Raw genomic sequence first — 17,147 nt, 5'->3', positions numbered from 1 at the left:
TGCGCACCGCGACCCTCGGCCCGTCGAGAGGACGCCATGCAGACACGGATCCGTCGAACCTTGGGGGTCGAGGAGGAGCTGCTCCTGGTCGATGCCGACACGGGGGCGCCCGTGCCGGCCGCGCCGGCAACGATCGACGCCGCAGCGGCGGAAGCGCTGCCGGCGACGTCCGTGCCCGAGATGCATCAGGAGATGATCGAGCTCGTCGGTGCGCCTCACCGCGCGCTCGCCGACCTCGGGGCGGACGTCGCCGCGGCACGCGCGGGCATCGATCGGGCGGCACGGCGGGTCGGCGCCCGTGCGGTGGCCCTGGCGACGTCGCCGCTTCCCGCGGTTCCCACGCCCTCCCGCGGGCGGCGCTACCAGAAGATGATCGCGCGGTACGGCATCACGCCGCTGCAGTGCATGACGTGCGGACTGCACGTGCACGTGTCCATTGCGTCGGCCGACGAGGGAGTGGCGGTGCTCGACCGCATCCGCGGCTGGCTGCCCGTGCTGCGGGCGCTCGCTGCGAACTCGCCATTCTCGGGCGGCGTGGACACCGGCTACGACAGCTACCGCTTCGAGCAGTGGAACCTGTGGCCGTCGGCCGGGCCCGCCGAGCTGTTCCTCGACGTCGATGCGTATCGCGCGTCGCTCGCCGAAATGCTCTCGACGGGCGCGCTGCTGGACGAGGGCATGCTGTATGCCGACGCGCGGCTGTCGACGCGGTATCCCACGGTCGAAGTGCGCGTGGCCGACGTGCCGCTCACCGCCGATACGACCACGACCCTCGCCGGCCTGGTGCGCGGAATGGTCGCTGCGGCGGCGGATGCGGCGGCCCGCGGCGAGCGCGCACCGCGGATCGCCGGCAACACGCTGCGCGTCGCCGCGTGGGACGCGTCGCTGCGGGGCCTACAGGCCGAGCTGCTGCATCCGGGCTCCGCCGTGCCCGTGCCGCTGGCCGATGCCGCGGCGGCACTCGTGGGATTCGCGCACCCCGGCCTTGCCGCGCACGGCGACGCGGCCACGGTCGCCGCGGGCGTCGAGCGGATCCTCGCGACGGGCAACGGCGCGTCGTGGCAGCGGCGCGAGGCCGCCGCATCCACGCTCGGGCGCATGGTGCTCGCTGCGGCCGACCTGTCGGCCTCGGGCGCGCCCGTCGCCGCGCTCTCGACCGCCGGTTGATCAGCCTCGCGCGGGCACGTGCTCCTGCAGCCACAGCTCGAGGACGACCAGCGGCCACAGCGCGTTCCCACCGACGCGCGTGTGCGCGGCGTTGGGCGCGGCGAGCATGCGGTCGAGTTCCGCGTCGCGGATCACCTGCCGCACGCGACTGTGCGCGGGCGACAGCGCGTCGCGCGCGAGGGCGAGCACGTCGCCGTCGAGGTGGGTGAGCGCCGGAACGGGGAACGAGCCCTTGGGCCGGTCGACGACGTGGGGCGGCAGGAGCCGTCGCCCGATGCGCTTGAGCACGCCCTTGCCGTCGTCGCAGGCCTTGAGCTCGGGCGGGCACGCGGCGACGAGGGCCACGAGGTCCTGATCGAGGAAGGGCACGCGCGCCTCCACCCCCCACGCCATCGTCATGCAGTCGACGCGCTTGACCGGGTCCTCGCTCATGAGCAAGTGCGTGTCGGCGCGCAGCACCGCGTCCAGACCGCTGTCACAGGCCGGGCGTGACAGGTGCGCCGCGAGCAGCTCGCCGCTGACGTCGTGGTCGGCGACGGCGCCGGAGCGGACGAGGCGCCGCAACGCCCGCTCGGGGCGATCGGCGAACACGTTCGACAGTGCGTCGCCCGTGGCACGGGCACCGGCGAGACCGAACGGCGCGTGGTACGCGTAGCCCGCGAAGACCTCGTCGGCACCCTGACCGCACTGCACGACCTTCACATCCGCCGAGACCGCCTCGGCCAGCAGAGAGAACGCCACGACGTCGTGCGAGGCCATGGGCTCGGTCATGGCACCCACCGTCGCCGAACGGCGGCAGCCAGGTCGGTGTCGGCGGCCCGCCACCGGCGATGGTCTGTCCCGAACGCCGCGGCCACGGCATCCGAGTAGACGAACTCGTCGCCGGCCGCGTCTGCCCCATCGAAGCCGATGCTGTAGGTGCGCACGTCGGGGCGCTCCTCGGCGGCGAGGGCGACGATGAGGCTCGAGTCCAGCCCGCCCGACAGCAGCACCCCCACCGGTACGTCGGCGACCATCCGCCGCCGCACAGCGGTGCGCAGCGCCTGCTCGATCTCCTGCTCCCACCGGTCGGCGCCCCAGTCCGCGTGGGCCGGGTCGCGCGTGTACGCCGGCTGCCAGTACATGATGTCGAGCGCACTGCCATCGGACCGGATGCGGCGCATCGTCGCCGGCGGCAGCTTCTCGACGCCCGCCAGCACGGTGCGCGGCGCCGGCACGATCGAGTGCCACGACAGGTAGTGGTGCAGCCCGACCGGATCGAGCGCGGTGTCGACACCACCCGCGGCCAGCAGCGCCGGCAGCGTCGAGGCGAACCGCACGCGCTCGGACGTGCGCGCCACGTACAGCGGCTTGACGCCGAGGCGGTCACGCACGAGCAGCGCCTTGTCGTGCCGGGGATCGACGATCGCGAGCGCGAACATGCCGACGAGCCGGTGCACGAACGCCTCGCCCCACCGCAGGTAGGCGCGCAGAACGACCTCCGTGTCACTGTGCGAACGGAACGGTCCGCCGTCGCGCAGCTCGGCCTGCAGCTCGCGATAGTTGTAGATGCACCCGTTGAAGACGAGGGCGACCCCGCTGTCGTCGTCCACCATCGGCTGGGCGCCCGCGTCGGAGAGGTCGATGACCGTCAGGCGGCGATGGCCGAGCGCCGCCCACCCGCCACGCCACGCGCCTTCACCGTCGGGACCGCGACACGCCTGAGCCGCCGTCATCGCGCCCGCGACCCGCTCGTCCGCTCGGCGTCCGCGGAACGCGAGCTCGCCGGCGATGCCGCACACCGTCAAGCCCTCGGGTCGCCCGGCTCGGCTTCGCGCACAACCCGCAGCGAATCCAGCTGCGGGTCACCGGCGTCGGGCACGACCAGGCCGCACGCGATGCCGGTGCGCAGGTACCGCAGCACCTTCTCGGTGATCCGCTCGCCGGGGAGGATCGCGGGCACACCCGGTGGGTACGGGGTGATCTGCTCCGCGGCCACCCGGCCGACCGCCTCCTTCGCGCCGACGACCTCGACGGGGCCGAAGAACGCCTGGCGCGGACGCATGACCATCTCCGGCACGAGGTCGCCGGGGGTCGGCAGATACATGCGCGGCGGCGCATCCGCCTCTCGCCCCGCGGCCGCGAGCGCGTCGAGCGCCGCGACCAGGCGATCGCCGGTGTCCTCGGCATCCGCCAGGGAGATCGTGAACTCGACGCGCCGATGATCGCTCACGCCCGGATCGATACCCTTCTCGCGCCGCAGCCAGTCGGCCGCCCAGAATCCTGTGACGCCGAGCTCGTCGAGGTCGACCACGAGGTGGAACTCGTCGTACTCCGGAGAGGCGGCGACCGCACGGATCTCGCGATCCATCACGTGCAGCCCCTCGATCGCATCCACACGGCGCCGAAGGTCGCGCACGAACAGCAGCGCCCGGTCGATCCACGCGCGCCCGTCGCGCACCATCTGCCGCCGCCACGCGTCGATCGCGGCGTACAGCAGCACGTTCGGGCTCGTGGAGGCGAGGACGTCGACGCACTGCGTGAGGCGCACCGCATCCACGAGCCCTCCCTGACGGTGGACGACCGACCCCTGCTCGAGCCCCATCCCCATCTTGTGAACGCTGACCACGCACACGTCCGCGCCCGCCGACATCGCCCACGTGGGCAGCTCATCGTGGAAGGGCAGATGCGCACCCCACGCCTCGTCGACGATGAGCGGCTTGCCGCGGCGATGGCAGATGTCGGCGATCGCGGTGAGGTCGGCGCAGGACCCCCATGGCGTCGGCGACACGACGAGAGCGGCTGAGGCGTCGGGGTGGCGCTGCCACAACTCCTCGACGGTGTCCGGAGACGGCGGGTGGGCGAGGTGGCGCTCCGCGTCCCACTGCGGCGGGATCCACCGGGGCGTCAGACCCGAGAGCACGAGCGCGGAGGTGACCGACTTGTGGGCGTCGCGACCGATGAGCAGCTCACCCTCGCCGCGGGTGACGGCGAGGATCGCAGCCTTCACCGCGAGGGAGCTGCCGCACGTGGAGAAGATCGCCTGCTCGGCGCCGACGGCGTCGGCCATGAGCTCCTGGGCGTCGGAGAGGTATCCGTTCGACGACTCGCGGTCATCCAGGCCGCCGGTCGCGACGAGGTCGGACGCGTACACGCCCTCCCCGAGGATCCGCAGCGCGTCGGGATCGGCGCCTCGGCCTTGGCGATGCGCGGGCGGCGTGAAGCCGTAGCGGCGTCGGCGGCGGTGGTCGTCGATCGCCTCGAGGATCGGGGCGCGGGTGTGGTCCATGGGGTCGGTGTAGGCCCCGGCGAGAATCGTCCGACAGACCCTTGACGATGACCACAGCGTTAGGCACGCGCGCGCTCGTCGCACCGTCCGCGGCCGTGGCACCGAGTCTCGCCATGGGTGATACTGAGTACATGACCGAGACGAGCCTGCCCGGCGAGCGCGTCGCCCGCTACGACGTCACCGGCCGCCGCGACACCGACTACTACGCCGTGTTCGCCGACGTCGACGGCGACGACCGCGCGGCGTGGGACCGCGCCCGCGCCTTCATCGACGAGGTCGGCGACCGGATGCAGGGGGCCTGGGATCGCGCGGAGTACCCGCTCGAGCTCGTGCGCCGCATGGGTGAGCTCGAGCTCTACACCGACGGCATCGAGCACGATGCGCTCCCGGCGACCTCGCCGCTTGCGGCGGGTCTGGTGAACATGGAGATCTCGCGCGGCGACGGGTCGCTCGGCACGGTGGTCGCGGTGCAGGGCGGCCTCGCCCTCCGCACCCTCGCGTACTTCGGCAGCGCCGCCCAGCAGGAGAAGTGGCTCCTCCCCCTCGCGAGCGGCGAGGTGCTCGGCTCGTTCGCGCTGACCGAGCCCGACCACGGCTCCGACTCGGTCTCGCTGGAGACCACGGCGACCCGCACCGCCGACGGCTGGACGCTCCGCGGCGCGAAGAAGTGGATCGGCAACGGCGCGTCGGGGGGCATCACGTTGGTGTGGGCCCGCGTCGACGATCCGGATGCGCCCGAACACGGCGCCGTCCGCTGCTTCCTCGTCGAGCAGGACACCCCGGGCTACACCGGCACGGTGATCACCGGGAAGGTGTCGCTGCGCGGCATCCACCAGGCCCACATCGCGCTCGACGACGTGCGCCTCCCCGCCGACGCCGTCCTCCCCGGTACGCACAGCTTCAGGGACGCCTCGCGCGTGCTGTACGCGACCCGGTCGGGCGTCGCGTGGTCGGCGCTCGGGCACGCGACGGCCTGCTACGAGGCCGCGCTCGCGTATGCGACCGAGCGCGTGCAGTTCGGCAAGCCGCTCGCGAAGTTCCAGATGGTGCAGGAGCGGCTCGCGCAGATGCTCGACGAGCTCACCGCGATGCAGCTGTACTGCCGGCGCCTGGCCGACCTCGAGGCATCCGGGGGTCTGCGCCCGACCCAGGCGTCGCTCGCGAAGTTCCACAACACGCGGGCGGCCCGCCGGATCGCCGCGACGGCGCGCGACCTCCTCGGAGGCAACGGCATCCTGCTCGAGAACGGCGTCATGCAGCACATGGCCGACATCGAGGCGATCCACACGTACGAGGGCACCGAGAGCGTGCAGGCGCTCCTGCTCGGCCGCGACATCACCGGCATGAGCGCATTCGCCTGACCCGGATCGTCCCACCGCCTCTGCACGAATTCAGGCTGGCTCACCCGCTTCGGTCGCCGCTCCCGCGGCATTCCGCGGCCGCCGCTCGGGTCGGGGGTGCCGCAGCCTGAGTTCGTGTCATCAGATCCCGTGAACCGCAGCCCCGCCGGCGGGCGGACTGCGACCCCGCCGGCGGCGGGCGGGGTACGGCATCCCTCGACGCGCCCGCAACCCCGCCGCATCCGGCGGCGCCCTCCCGTACCGTCGGAGCATGAGCCTGTTCCGCCGGCACGAGCCGCCCCTGCCCGCCGACCCCGTACGCGAGGTCGCGACGCCGTGGAGCGACGGGTTCGGGCGCCTGTCGATCCGGGCGATCCAGATCATCGTCGTCGTGATCCTGCTCGCCGGTGCCATCTGGGGCATCCGGCAGGTGAACGTCGTCGTGATCCCGCTGATCCTGGCGCTCATCTTCGCGTCGGCGTTCGCCCCGGTGGTGACGTGGATGCGGCGGCACGGCGTGCCCGCTCTCGTCGCGACGCTCCTCACCCTCCTCGCGGTGATCGTCATCCTCGGGGGGCTCGGCTGGGTGATCTACCTCGCCGTGCGCGACCAGTGGGACGAGCTGTCGGAGAGCGCGCAGACGGGCTTCCAGCAAGCGGTGGACTGGGTGCAGCAACTGCCGTTCGCCCCGTCGCAGCAGCAGATCGACGAGTGGACGAAGGCCCTGGGCGACTTCGTCACAAGTGCGCAGTTCGGCTCCGGAGCGCTGGCCGGCGCCGGCGCGATCGCGAACTTCCTCACCGGCTTCGTGCTGCTGGTCGTCATCCTCTTCTTCTTCCTCAAAGACGGCCCGCGCATGTGGGAGTTCGTCCTGCGTCCCTTCCACGGCGCCCAGTACGACCGTGCGCAGCGCGTCGGGCGCAAGTCCATCCAGGTGCTCGGCTCGTACGTCCGGGGCACTGCGTCGGTCGCGTTCGTCGACGCGGTCGGCATCCTGATCGGACTGCTCATCCTGCAGGTGCCGCTCGCGATCCCGCTCGCGGTGCTCGTGTTCCTGCTCGCGTTCATCCCGATCGTCGGCGCCGTAACGGCTGGGGCCCTCGCAGCCCTCGTCGCGCTCGTCGCGCAGGGCCCGGTGATCGCGCTCATCGTCGTGGGCATCGTCGTGCTCGTGAACCAGCTCGAGGGCAACTTCCTCCAGCCCGTGCTCATGGGCCGCTCGCTCAAGCTCCACTCGTTCGTCGTGCTGGTGGCCCTCGCCGCGGGCACCGCCATCGGCGGCATCCTCGGCACGCTCCTCGCCGTGCCGCTCACGGCCGTGGCCTGGGGGGTCATCCAGGTGTGGGACGGCCCCGACCTTCCCGCGAGGTGGGCGCGCGCGAAGCGGCGTGAGCGCATCGAGGCCGCCCAGCCCACCGTGGGGTGACCTCGGCACTGCCCGCCCGTGTCGCCGCGCCCGCGCGTCGGCGGGGCGGATGCAGCGGCGCGGGCCGCGCGGACCGCTAGCGTGCCAAGCATGACCGAGGCCGCCGCATCCGCCCGCCGCCGTCAGATGCCGCTCGGGGTGGTGATGGTCGGCATGGCCGCAGTGGTGTGGTGGCCCGCGTTCACGCTCGGCGCGTGGAACGAGGTGTTCTTCGACGATGTGCTCGCCGTGTGGGCCGCTTCGACGGCGGCATGCGCGTTCGTGCTCATCGAGCACCGGCCGTGGCCCGGCCGCATCCGCCGCGCGCTGTTCCTCCTGCTCCCCTCGCTGTGGCTCGTGCTCAACTTCGTCGTCGGCGAGGATTCCGCCGACCTCGCGACCGCCCTCCTCACGCTCGCGGGGCTCGTCGCAGTGGTCGTCGGCTTCCCGTTCACGGTGTGGGTGCTCGTGCGGATCGTGTGGCCCGACCTCGGCGACGACACGCCCCGCCGCACCAAGGCGGCCGTGGTGGCGGTGGTGGTCGGCATCGCCGTCGTGTCGTTCGTGCTGGGGCTGAATCAAGCGCGGTTCCTCACGTGCGAGGACTTCACGATCTCCGGCAACTCCGAGCCGCCCGGCTGCACGCCCGCGCCGCCTGCCTGAAGCCCCTAGGCACCGTCGGAGGGGCCGGGCAGGATGAGGGAATGCCGTACGAGATCCCCGCGCCCATGCTCGCCAAGTCGGTGCCGGATGTGCCCGACCCCGACCGTGTCGAGGGCGGCCTGTCGTACGAGCCGAAGTGGGACGGATTCCGCGCGCTCGTGTCGTGGGACGGCGCGGACGTGGAGATCGGCAGCCGCGGTGCGAAGCCGCTGACCCGCTACTTCCCAGAGCTCGTGGAGGCGTTCGCGCGGCTGCTCCCCGAGCCGTGCCTGCTCGACGGCGAGGTCGTCGTGGCGCGCGGGGAGGCGGGGAACCAGCGCCTGGACTGGGACTCGCTGACGCAGCGCATCCACCCCGCCGCCTCCCGGGTCGCGATGCTCGCCGAGCAGACACCGGCGATGTTCATCGCGTTCGACCTGCTCGCGCGCGGGGAGCGCGACCTGCAGGGCGAGCCCTTCGCCGTGCGCCGCGCGCAGCTCGTCGAGCTCCTCACCGGGGTGCCGCATCCGGTGCACGTCACACGCACGTCAGACGACCCGGGGGTCGCCCGTCGCTGGCTCGCGGAGTTCGAGGGCGCGGGGCTGGACGGCGTCGTGGCGAAGCCCCTCGCGCAGCCGTACGCGCCGAACAAGCGCACGATGTTCAAGATCAAGCACGCGCGCACGGCCGACGTGGTGGCGTGGGCGTATCGCGTGCACAAGTCGGGCACGGGCCTCGGGTCGCTCCTCGTGGGGCTGTACGGCGACGACGGCATGCTCCTGCCGGTGGGTGCGGTGTCGGCGTTCAGCGACAAGCGCCGGCTCGAGCTCATCGACGAGCTCGCGCCGCTCGTCGAGCGCGACGAGAACGGCGACCCCGTGACCGGCGACGGCGAGAAGTCGCGCTTCACCGGCGCCGGCAAGGACATGTCGTTCGTGAAGCTGCGCCCCGAGCGCGTGCTCGAGGTGCGGTACGACCAGCTCGAGGGGTGGCGCTTCCGCCACACGGCGCAGTTCGAGCGCTGGCGCCCCGACCGCGATCCCGCCTCGTGCACGTACGACCAGCTCGAGACGGTCTCCGCCTACGACCTCGCCGCGGTCCTCGACTGACCCCCTCCGCGGCCGGCGGCCGGCGGCCGGCGGCCGGTCGCGCGGGCGGCTCAGGCGAATCGGTCGGGAACAGCAGGAACTCGCCGCACACGTACTGCATCCGGCCGATTCGCCCGCACTCGGCATCGCGGCGCCCGGCGGCGCCGCGTTCGGCAGCGTTCGCGGGGAAAAACGGGTCGCGCGCGCTACCAGTTCGCGGGGTTCTTCCGGGACGGCTGCACGCGCGGCGGCTCGCCCGGCATCTTCGGGAAGTCCGGCGGGAACGGCAGCTCGCCGAGCCCGTCGGCGCGGTCGCGCTCCCACCACTGCAGCAGCGTGTCGATGCGTCCCGGCGCGTCCTGCATGCCTGCCCACGGGTCGCCCACGTCGGCGAGGCGGTTAGGGATGCTGCGGACCGTGAAGGCCCGCGGGTCGACCCCGTCCAGCTCGTCCCACGTCACGGGCGTCGACACCGTGGCATCCGGGAGCGCACGCGGCGAGTACGCTCCGGCCATGGTGCGGTCGCGGTTGGCCTGGTTGAAGTCGACGAAGATGCGCTCCCCGCGCTCCTCCTTCCACCACGCCGTGGTCACCCGGTCGGGCATCCGCCGCTCGAGTTCGCGGGCGGCGGCGATCACCGCGTGCCGCACGTCGAGGAACTCGTGCTCGGGAACGATCGGGCAGAACACGTGCAGGCCGCGGTTGCCACTCGTCTTGATCCACGGTTCGAGCTGCGCCTCCCGCAGCACTCCGCGGAGGGCGTGCGCCGCGACGACGGCCTCCGCGAAGCCCGTGCCCGGCTGCGGGTCGAGGTCGATGCGCAGCTCGACGGGGTTGTCGGCGTCGGCGGCGAGCGATGCCCACGGGTGGAACACGACCGTGTTCATCTGCGCGGCCCATACCGCGCTCGCGATCTCAGTGAGCACGAGCTGCGGATGCCGCCGGCCGCTGTTGTACGTCACGGTCACCGCCTCGACGTAGTCGGGCGCACCCTTGGGCGGGTTCTTCGAGAAGAAGCTCTCGCCGTCGACACCGTCGGGGAAGCGCTCGAGCGACACCGGCCGGTCGCCGTTGGCGGCGAGGAACGGCTCGGCGACGGCGATGAAGTACTCCGCGAGTTCGCGCTTGGTGATGCCCACCTCCGGCCAGAGCACGCGGTCGGGGTTCGAGATGCCGACCTCGCGGTCGCCGTGCGGGCCGGGCACGGTCAGGGTGATGCGCGGTGACGCCATGCCCCGACGCTAGCGGCGCGGGCGCCGCATCCGACACCCCGTTGCGCTGTGTCCGGCGCCCGAGGGACGGATGCGCGCGCGGAATCGCCAAGATGCGGCGTTTCCGAGCGCACGTGGCGTTCGTCGGGGTCTGTCGCCCCGGCGCGTCAGTCGGCGAGTGTGATGAGCGGGGCGAGGTCGGCGCGGGAGAGCCGGATCCAGGGGCCGCCGGGATTCACGATGAGCCCGGAGAGGTTCTCGTCGCGCGCGAGCGCGTTCGCCAGCTGCGGGGCCGTGATGGGCGCGGCCTGGTCGCCGCGGCCGAGTGCGACCGACTCGAGCGGATGCGAGTAGACCTCGAGGTAACGCAGCCCGTCGGAGGTGCGGCTCTCCGCGACGCCGATCGGGCCGCCCTCCTCCGTGCGCATCACGGCGACCCACACCGGCACCTCGGTGAGCGCCATCGCGACCTCCGACGCCGTCGCATCGGTGCGGGGCGCGGCGAGGAGCGTCTTGATGCGGAAACGCTCGTCCGCCTCGGCGACGGCGCGCTCGAGCACGGCCCGCGGGATCACAGCGCGCTTGGGCGCCGAGTTGTTGTCGATGATGATGCCGGCGAACTCGCCCTCGAGCACGTGGCGGAGCACGGGGAGTACGGGCTGGCCCATCGCGGACGTCTTGGTGTCGCCGTCGGCCTGCACGCTCGCCTGGATGCCCGCCCCGCCGCTGTAGACGAGCACGTACCGGTCGTCGCCGTGCGACGCGACCGACAGCGGCAGGGGCTTCCCCTCGGCCAGCAGCGCCCGCGCATCGCCCTGCACGCGCAGGAACAGGTGCCCCTGCAGCATCTGGCGCGCGACGTTCATGAGCTCGATGCCCGTCGCGGGGCTCGAGAGCGCCGCGAGCGCGTCCACGAGCAGCACGTTGTCGCGCAGCCCCGGCACGGTCTCCCGCGGCGCGGGCGCCTCGGCGGGCGCGGTGCGTTGAGGGGCGGGTTGGGCCGGCATGCCGAACGCGGCGCCGGCCTGCGGGGCGGATGCGGCGGGCGCCGCCGAGGGCGCGCTCGGGGCGGCCGGGGCACCGACACCCCGGAACGCCGAGACGGAGATCGACACGTCGGGCGCGGGTGCGGCCGGCTCGGCGGAAGCGGGCGGCTGCGCCGCATCCGGATTCTCGGCGACGGGCTGCTCCCCCGGCACGACGCCGCGTGCGGGCGCGCGGCCCTCGGGCGCTCCGGCGTCGGGCGCGACCGGCTCGGCGGAGACGGCGTCCGCCGCGGACGAAGCGGCGGCGGCGTCGGAGTCGGACTTCTTGCGGCGGGAGAAAAGAGCCATCCCCGCCAGCCTAACCACCGCGGCTCCGCCGGCCACGCCGCGTGCACAACTGCTCAGACGCTGCACAGCACGCGGCGGCCACGCACGCTTCCCTCGGCCGTGAGGAGGCGCGGACGTCAGAGCTTCTCGATCGGCGCGATCTTGATGAGCAGCTTCTTGGCGCCCACCTTCTCGAACCGCACGTGCGCGACGCGCTTGGCGCCCTCGCCCGTCACGGCGTCGACGCGACCCTCGCCGAAGTCGTCGTGCCGGATGCGGTCGCCCGCGGCGAGCTCCATGTCGCCGTTGTCGCGCACGCGGGCGGGCACCCGGTTCGGGAACTTGTCGATCGCGGTGGACTTCGGCACGAGGTCGCTGCCGTACCGGCTCTCGCCGGGGCGGCGGGGACGCGCGTTGAGCGCGCGCGACTGCGCGCCGCCGCGCGAGTTGACGTCGCCGGGCGACTGGCGCCAGTCGATGAGGTCGGCGGGGATCTCCTGCAGGAAGCGGCTCGGCATCGCAACCGAGACCTCGCCGAACTGCGCGCGGGTCATCGCGAGCGAGAGGTAGAGGCGCTTGCGGGCGCGCGTGATGCCGACGTAGAAGAGCCGGCGCTCCTCCTGCGGCCCGCCCGGCTCGCCCGCCGAGATGCGGTGCGGGATGAGGTCTTCTTCGACACCCGTGAGGAACACGGCGTCGTATTCGAGGCCCTTCGCGGTGTGCAGGGTCATGAGCGAGACCGAGCCCGAGGCGTCTTCGAGGTCGTCGGCATCCGAGACCAGCGCGACCTCGGTGAGGAAGTCGATGACCGTGCCCTCGGGGTTGTTGCGCGCGAACTCGCGCGTGACCGCGACGAGCTCGTCGAGGTTCTCGAGACGCGCTTCGTCCTGCGGGTCCTTGCTCGCGCGGAGGGCGTCGTAGTAGCCGCTCTTGTTCAGCAGCAGCGTGAGCCCTTCGGCCACGGCCGTGGGAGGGGCGAGCTCGCCCGACGCGGGCAGCATGACCTCGGCCGCTTCGGCGAGCACGGCGTCGAGGTGGGCGATCGCCTGCTGCAGCTTCGGCCCCACGCCGAGCGCGGACGCGTTGGCCAGCGCGTCGCGGAAGGTGATGCCCTCCTCCGCCGCATACCGCGCGATCGCCGTCTCGGTCACATCGCCGATGCCGCGTCGGGGCTTGTTCAGGATGCGGCGCACGGCGAGCTCGTCGGCGGGGTTCGCGACCGCCACGAGGTAGGCGAGGGCGTCCTTGATCTCGGCGCGCTCGTAGAACTTCGTGCCGCCCATGATCTTGTACGGCACCGCCGAGCGGATGAAGATCTCCTCCAGCGCGCGCGACTGCGAGTTGGTGCGGTAGAAGACGGCGATCTGGGAGTACGGCACGCCCTTGCGGTGCAGCGCCTCGATCTCGTCGGCGACGAACTGCGCCTCGTCGTGCTGGGAGTAGCCGGTGAAGCCGATGATCGGGTCGCCGGCGCCGACATCCGTCCACAGCTTCTTGTCCTTGCGGTCGAAGTTGTTGCTGATGACGGCGTTGGCGGCGGAGAGGATGTTCTGCGTCGAGCGGTAGTTCTGCTCGAGCAGCACGACCTTCGCGCCCGGGTAGTCACGCTCGAACTCGGTGATGTTGCGGATGTCCGCCCCGCGGAACGCGTAGATCGACTGGTCGGAGTCGCCGACGACCGTCAGCGACGCCGGGCCCTCGGATGCGGCGGCCGGGCGGTCGTCGAAGATCATCATGCCGCCCGACTCGGCGACCGGAGCGGCGTCGGAGCCCACCGGCCGCGTGAGCTCGTGGATGAGCGCGTACTGTGCGTGGTTGGTGTCCTGGTACTCGTCGACCAGGATGTGCCGGAAGCGGCGGCGGTAGACGTCGGCGACGTGCGGGAACGCGCGGAAGAGGTAGACCGTCTGCGCGATGAGGTCGTCGAAGTCGAAGGCGTTCGCCCGCTGCAGCTCACGCTGGTACTGGCCGAAGATCTCGACGAAGATGCGCTCGACGGGGTCGCTCATGTTCGCCTGGCGCGCGTACGACTCGGCGTCGGCGAGCTCGTTCTTGAGCTTGGAGATGCGGCTCTGCACGCCGGCCGGGGTGAGACCGAACGCGTCGCCCTCGTGCTCCTTGACGAGGCGCTTGACGAGCGCGCGCGAGTCGCCGGAGTCGTAGATCGTGAACGCCTTCGTGAAGCCGAACTGCTGCGCCTCGCGCCGCAGGATGCGCACGCACGCGGCGTGGAAGGTCGAGATCCACATACCCTCGGCACGGTCGCCGATGAGCGCGCGCACGCGCTCGCGCATCTCGCCCGCCGCCTTGTTGGTGAAGGTGATCGCGAGGATCTGGCTCGGCCACGCCTCGCGCGTGCGCAGGAGGGACGCGATGCGGTGGGTGAGCACGCGGGTCTTGCCCGAGCCCGCGCCCGCGACGATGAGCAGCGCCGGTCCGCGGTAGGTGACGGCTTCGCGCTGGGGCGGGTTCAGCCCGTCGAGCAGGTCGTCGTAGGACGCGGTGGGAGACCCGATCTGCGGACCGCGATCACCGCCGACGATAAGAGGCGTGGATGCGTCGGTCATAACCCGTCAAGTGTAGGCGCGCCCTCCGACACGGGTCCCTGCGACGCCGCACTCCCACCCCGCCTCCGCTCCCCCGCACAGATGCGCCCTCTCCCGCGCTCGAAGGGGCGCCGCGGTGCGGGCGAGGCGAAGCGGCGGCGGCTCAGACCCCCGCGGGCGGCGCAGGCGGAGCCGTCGGCTCGGCCGGCGGCGCGGCGGGGGCGGCCGGGGTGGCGGGGGCTGCGGCTCCTCCACTGAGCAGCGACTGCGCGCGCAGCAGCTGATCGGCGTCGACCATCACGTCCCACCGCTCGGCCTCGAGCTTCTGCGTGGAGCTGAAGTCGCGCTGCCCGCGCGTCAGTGCGTGCCCGACGAAGCCGAACACCGCACCCCACACGGCACCGAGCACGAGGCCCCACAGCAGCAGCCAGATCCACACCGGACCGGGCGCGAGGATGCCGAACAGCAGCCCGATGAAGAGGCCGAACCACGCCCCGCTCGCGGCGCCGTAGGCGGCGGCGCGGCCCTTCGTCATGCGGCCCGTGACCTGCTCGACGATCTGCACGTTGTGCCCGACGATCGCCACATGCTCGACGGGGAATCCGGCGTCCGAGAGCCGGTCGACCGCGGCCTGTGCGCCGAGGTAGTCGGTGAAGCTGGACAGCAGGCGGCGCTCGGGCACCGCGTTCGTGACATCACTCATGATCGACCCTTCCGGGCGCGGGATCGCGCTCCCGAGGTCAGTGTATTGCGGGCGCCCTTTCGGTACGCCTCGAAAGGGCGAGGGTTGCGCCGAGCACCGCGAGCACCACACCGCCCACCGCGGTCGAGATGGCGAGCGCCTCGATCGCACCCGCGGATGCGGCGGCATCCCGCATCCGCGCGACGCCCCACGGGATGAGCCCCACATGCGCGTTCCAGGCGGCGAGCACGTCGCCGGGTCCGAGCACCGCGACCGCGGCGGCGGGGATGGCGACGGCCGCGCCGAGTCCGGCCGCGACCACCCCGATCGCCCGCCTTCCCCCGAGCTGCGCGGCGAGCGCCCAGCCCGCGGCCACGATCATCCACAGGAACAGCGCGACCGCGACCGCGATGAAGCTACCGCGTCCGAGCGGTCGCCCCCACCACGCGAACCACCCGCCGCCCGGCGCGAACACGAGGGCCGCAAGCACGAGGATGCAGCGGAACACCAGCACACCGCCGACCGCGGCCAGGAGCGGGAACGGCGATCGGCGGCCGAGCAGCACGCGCGCGACGATCGCGAACGCGACCCACGCGCTCAGCACGACGACGATGTGCAGCAGGCCGGCGAACCGGGTCTGCAGTGCGCGCGTCGCGACGAGGAGAGCGCCGGGCACGAGGAGGAGCAGCCAGCGATCGAGCGGCAGCATGCCGAGCGTCGACTCGCGGGCGCGCCAGGGCCGCGTGGCGGCGAGCCACGTGGCCCGTGCGGCAGCCGCGCCGGGCTTGCCGACCACGCGCGTGCGCGCCGCGAGCGCACCGATCACGACCCACGCGAGCGCGAGCACGAGCAGCCCGCCGGCCGCCCACGCGATGGCCGGGTCGGCGCGGGCGGGGGGCGGCGCCGGAGGGCCGGACGCCGCGACGGCACCGACGATCGCGCCGAGAAGGAGCAGCGCGGCGAGGGTCGACAGCGCCACCGCGCTGCGTCGAGCCGTCGTCGCCATAGAGCCACGCTAGTAGTGCCGGGACGATGCCGACGACACGCCCGGCTTCTCCGGCTCCGGATGCAGTGGCGTAACACTCGGCGTCATCCGCGGAAACGCGCGGTCACATCGCCGCCATGGTCCTCGATCGCGGGCTACCGTGGGCGGCATATCGCGGCGATCCGGGTGGCCCCGGGCCCCGGCTCATATCCGGTGGTGCAGCGGGTTCGACTCCCGCCGTCGCGTCCAGTGCCTGTCATCGTTCGACGGCTCCAGCTTCGCGCTCACCTCCCTCCGCGGCTGCCATGCAGCGCGCATCGTCGGTGGGACACGCAATCCAAATCTGCGCTTCCGTGCTGCGTCCGCTTGTATTCTCCATCCAGGCAACTCAGCGGGGGGAATCGATGGAGTTTCATGATCGCGTTGCGGCACTCGCGACAAAGGTCACCAATCAGGCAGCAGCGATCGGCACCGAGGAGGCGACGAAAAATGCGTTCGTCATGCCGTTCATCTCGACGATTCTGGGTTACGACGTTTTCGATCCGCTTGAGGTGGTGCCCGAGTTCACCGCAGACGTCGGGATAAAGAGGGGTGAGAAGGTCGACTACGCCATCATGCGCGACGGCGAGGTCCAGATCCTGATCGAATGCAAAGCGTCAACGGGCGCACCGAAGATCGAACACGCGTCGCAACTCTTCCGCTACTTCTCGACGACCAATGCCCGCATAGCCGCCCTAACCAATGGCGTGGTATGGCAGTTCTTTACGGATCTCGACGCCCCAAACCGCATGGACGCCAAGCCATTCTTGGTGCTAGACCTCCTTGATGTCGATGAGACGCTCCTGCCCGAAGTGCAAAAGCTGAGCAAAGCGAACTTCGATTTGGAGTCGATCATCAGCGCCGCGGAGGAACTGAAGTATGTTGGCGCCCTGAAGCGCGAGATCGCGACTCAATTCCGCGAGCCAAGTGATGAATGGATCAAGTTCTTCGCGCAACGTGTGTACGACGGCGCGTACACCTCGCGTGTTCGCGAGCAATTTACGGGCCTCGTGACGAAAGCGTCGCGTCAGTTCCTCACTGAGAGCGTCAATGACCGACTCAAGACAGCACTCGGTGCGGGAATCAGTGTCCCAGCTACAGATGCTGCACAACTCACCAGCGAGCCTGTGGCGGTCGGAGATCTCGATCGGGATACCGAGATCGAAACAACGCTGGAGGAACTCGAGGGCTATCAGATCGTCAAGGCGATCGCTTGTGGGGTCACGAAGCCGCAACGCATCACGCAACGCGATGCGAAGAGCTACTTCGCTGTGCTTCTCGACGACAACAACCGAAAGCCGATCGCTCGTCTGCACTTCAACGGTCGACAGAAATACCTCGGTTTGCTGGACGAGAACAAACTCGAGATGCGGCACCCAATTGACGGCTTGGATGACATCTACCTGCACGCCGACGCGATCCGAGAGGCCGTAAAGCGGTACGTGTGAGTGCCAGCCGTAG

The 17,147-nt window shown here is 71.6% G+C and carries 14 protein-coding genes and 1 tRNA gene; 7 read left to right on the top strand and 8 right to left on the bottom strand.

What is annotated here, in order from left to right:
• The first annotated feature begins 36 nt into the window (after positions 1–36).
• Entirely contained in the window at positions 37–1,167 is a 1,131-nt protein-coding gene (locus tag EI169_RS04630) for a glutamate--cysteine ligase (RefSeq protein WP_125131290.1), read from the top strand.
• Here EI169_RS04630 and EI169_RS16905 read toward each other — a convergent pair whose 3' ends face one another.
• The 3 genes from EI169_RS16905 to EI169_RS04620 are packed head-to-tail and all read right to left on the bottom strand — an operon-like array spanning position 1,168 to position 4,435.
• The gene (locus EI169_RS16905) at positions 1,168–1,938 is read right to left on the bottom strand and encodes an asparagine synthase-related protein (RefSeq protein ID WP_276312920.1); all 771 of its coding nucleotides are present in this window, start codon (positions 1,936–1,938) and stop codon (positions 1,168–1,170) included.
• Positions 1,935–2,948: an asparagine synthase (glutamine-hydrolyzing) gene (gene asnB / locus EI169_RS16900; RefSeq protein WP_276312919.1), complete on the bottom strand. Its 1,014-nt coding sequence runs from the start codon at positions 2,946–2,948 to the stop codon at positions 1,935–1,937. Before asnB ends, EI169_RS16905 begins: the two co-directional genes overlap by 4 nt.
• Positions 2,949–2,950: 2 nt before the next feature.
• Positions 2,951–4,435, bottom strand: a complete 1,485-nt coding sequence (locus tag EI169_RS04620) for an ornithine decarboxylase (RefSeq protein ID WP_125131289.1) — start codon at positions 4,433–4,435, stop codon at positions 2,951–2,953.
• Between the two features lie 131 nt (positions 4,436–4,566).
• Here EI169_RS04620 and EI169_RS04615 point away from each other — a divergent pair, with 131 nt between their 5' ends.
• The 4 genes from EI169_RS04615 (at position 4,567) to EI169_RS04600 (ending at position 8,931) form a co-directional block, all read left to right on the top strand.
• Positions 4,567–5,796, top strand: a complete 1,230-nt coding sequence (locus tag EI169_RS04615) for an acyl-CoA dehydrogenase family protein (protein WP_125131288.1) — start codon at positions 4,567–4,569, stop codon at positions 5,794–5,796.
• Positions 5,797–6,046: 250 nt separating this feature from the next.
• Positions 6,047–7,201, top strand: a complete 1,155-nt coding sequence (locus tag EI169_RS04610) for an AI-2E family transporter (protein WP_125131287.1) — start codon at positions 6,047–6,049, stop codon at positions 7,199–7,201.
• Between the two features lie 90 nt (positions 7,202–7,291).
• Positions 7,292–7,843: a hypothetical protein gene (locus tag EI169_RS04605; protein ID WP_125131286.1), complete on the top strand. Its 552-nt coding sequence runs from the start codon at positions 7,292–7,294 to the stop codon at positions 7,841–7,843.
• Between the two features lie 41 nt (positions 7,844–7,884).
• On the top strand, positions 7,885–8,931 hold the full coding sequence (locus tag EI169_RS04600) for an ATP-dependent DNA ligase (protein WP_125131285.1): 1,047 nt from the start codon (positions 7,885–7,887) through the stop codon (positions 8,929–8,931).
• A 185-nt stretch (positions 8,932–9,116) separates the two neighbouring features.
• Here the strand turns inward: EI169_RS04600 and ligD are convergent, their stop codons facing one another.
• From ligD to EI169_RS04575, 5 genes are all read right to left on the bottom strand, one after another.
• Entirely contained in the window at positions 9,117–10,142 is a 1,026-nt protein-coding gene (gene ligD / locus EI169_RS04595; protein WP_125131284.1) for a non-homologous end-joining DNA ligase, read from the bottom strand.
• A 146-nt stretch (positions 10,143–10,288) separates the two neighbouring features.
• Complete coding sequence (locus EI169_RS04590; protein ID WP_125131283.1) at positions 10,289–11,455, bottom strand: SseB family protein; 1,167 nt, start codon at positions 11,453–11,455, stop codon at positions 10,289–10,291.
• A gap of 116 nt (positions 11,456–11,571) precedes the next feature.
• Positions 11,572–14,001, bottom strand: coding sequence for a UvrD-helicase domain-containing protein (locus tag EI169_RS04585; protein WP_125131282.1), 2,430 nt, complete (start codon positions 13,999–14,001; stop codon positions 11,572–11,574).
• Between the two features lie 142 nt (positions 14,002–14,143).
• The gene (locus EI169_RS04580; RefSeq protein ID WP_240640634.1) at positions 14,144–14,683 is read right to left on the bottom strand and encodes a general stress protein; all 540 of its coding nucleotides are present in this window, start codon (positions 14,681–14,683) and stop codon (positions 14,144–14,146) included.
• Positions 14,684–14,720: 37 nt separating this feature from the next.
• A complete protein-coding gene (locus EI169_RS04575) occupies positions 14,721–15,668 on the bottom strand; it encodes a hypothetical protein (protein ID WP_125131281.1) in 948 nt (315 codons plus the stop codon).
• Between the two features lie 152 nt (positions 15,669–15,820).
• On the opposite strand from EI169_RS04575, the gene EI169_RS16525 reads away from it, so the two are divergent.
• Together EI169_RS16525 and EI169_RS04570 are read left to right on the top strand one after the other, a co-directional pair.
• Positions 15,821–15,896, top strand: a tRNA-Met gene (locus EI169_RS16525).
• A gap of 155 nt (positions 15,897–16,051) precedes the next feature.
• Positions 16,052–17,134: a type I restriction endonuclease gene (locus tag EI169_RS04570; protein ID WP_125133315.1), complete on the top strand. Its 1,083-nt coding sequence runs from the start codon at positions 16,052–16,054 to the stop codon at positions 17,132–17,134.
• Positions 17,135–17,147: the final 13 nt, after the last annotated feature.

The sequence above is a fragment of the Microbacterium sp. 10M-3C3 genome (assembly GCF_003931875.1).
Taxonomy (GTDB): domain Bacteria; phylum Actinomycetota; class Actinomycetes; order Actinomycetales; family Microbacteriaceae; genus Microbacterium.
Note: the sequence above shows the minus strand (reverse complement) of the source record. Positions and strands in the feature narration are given on the sequence as shown.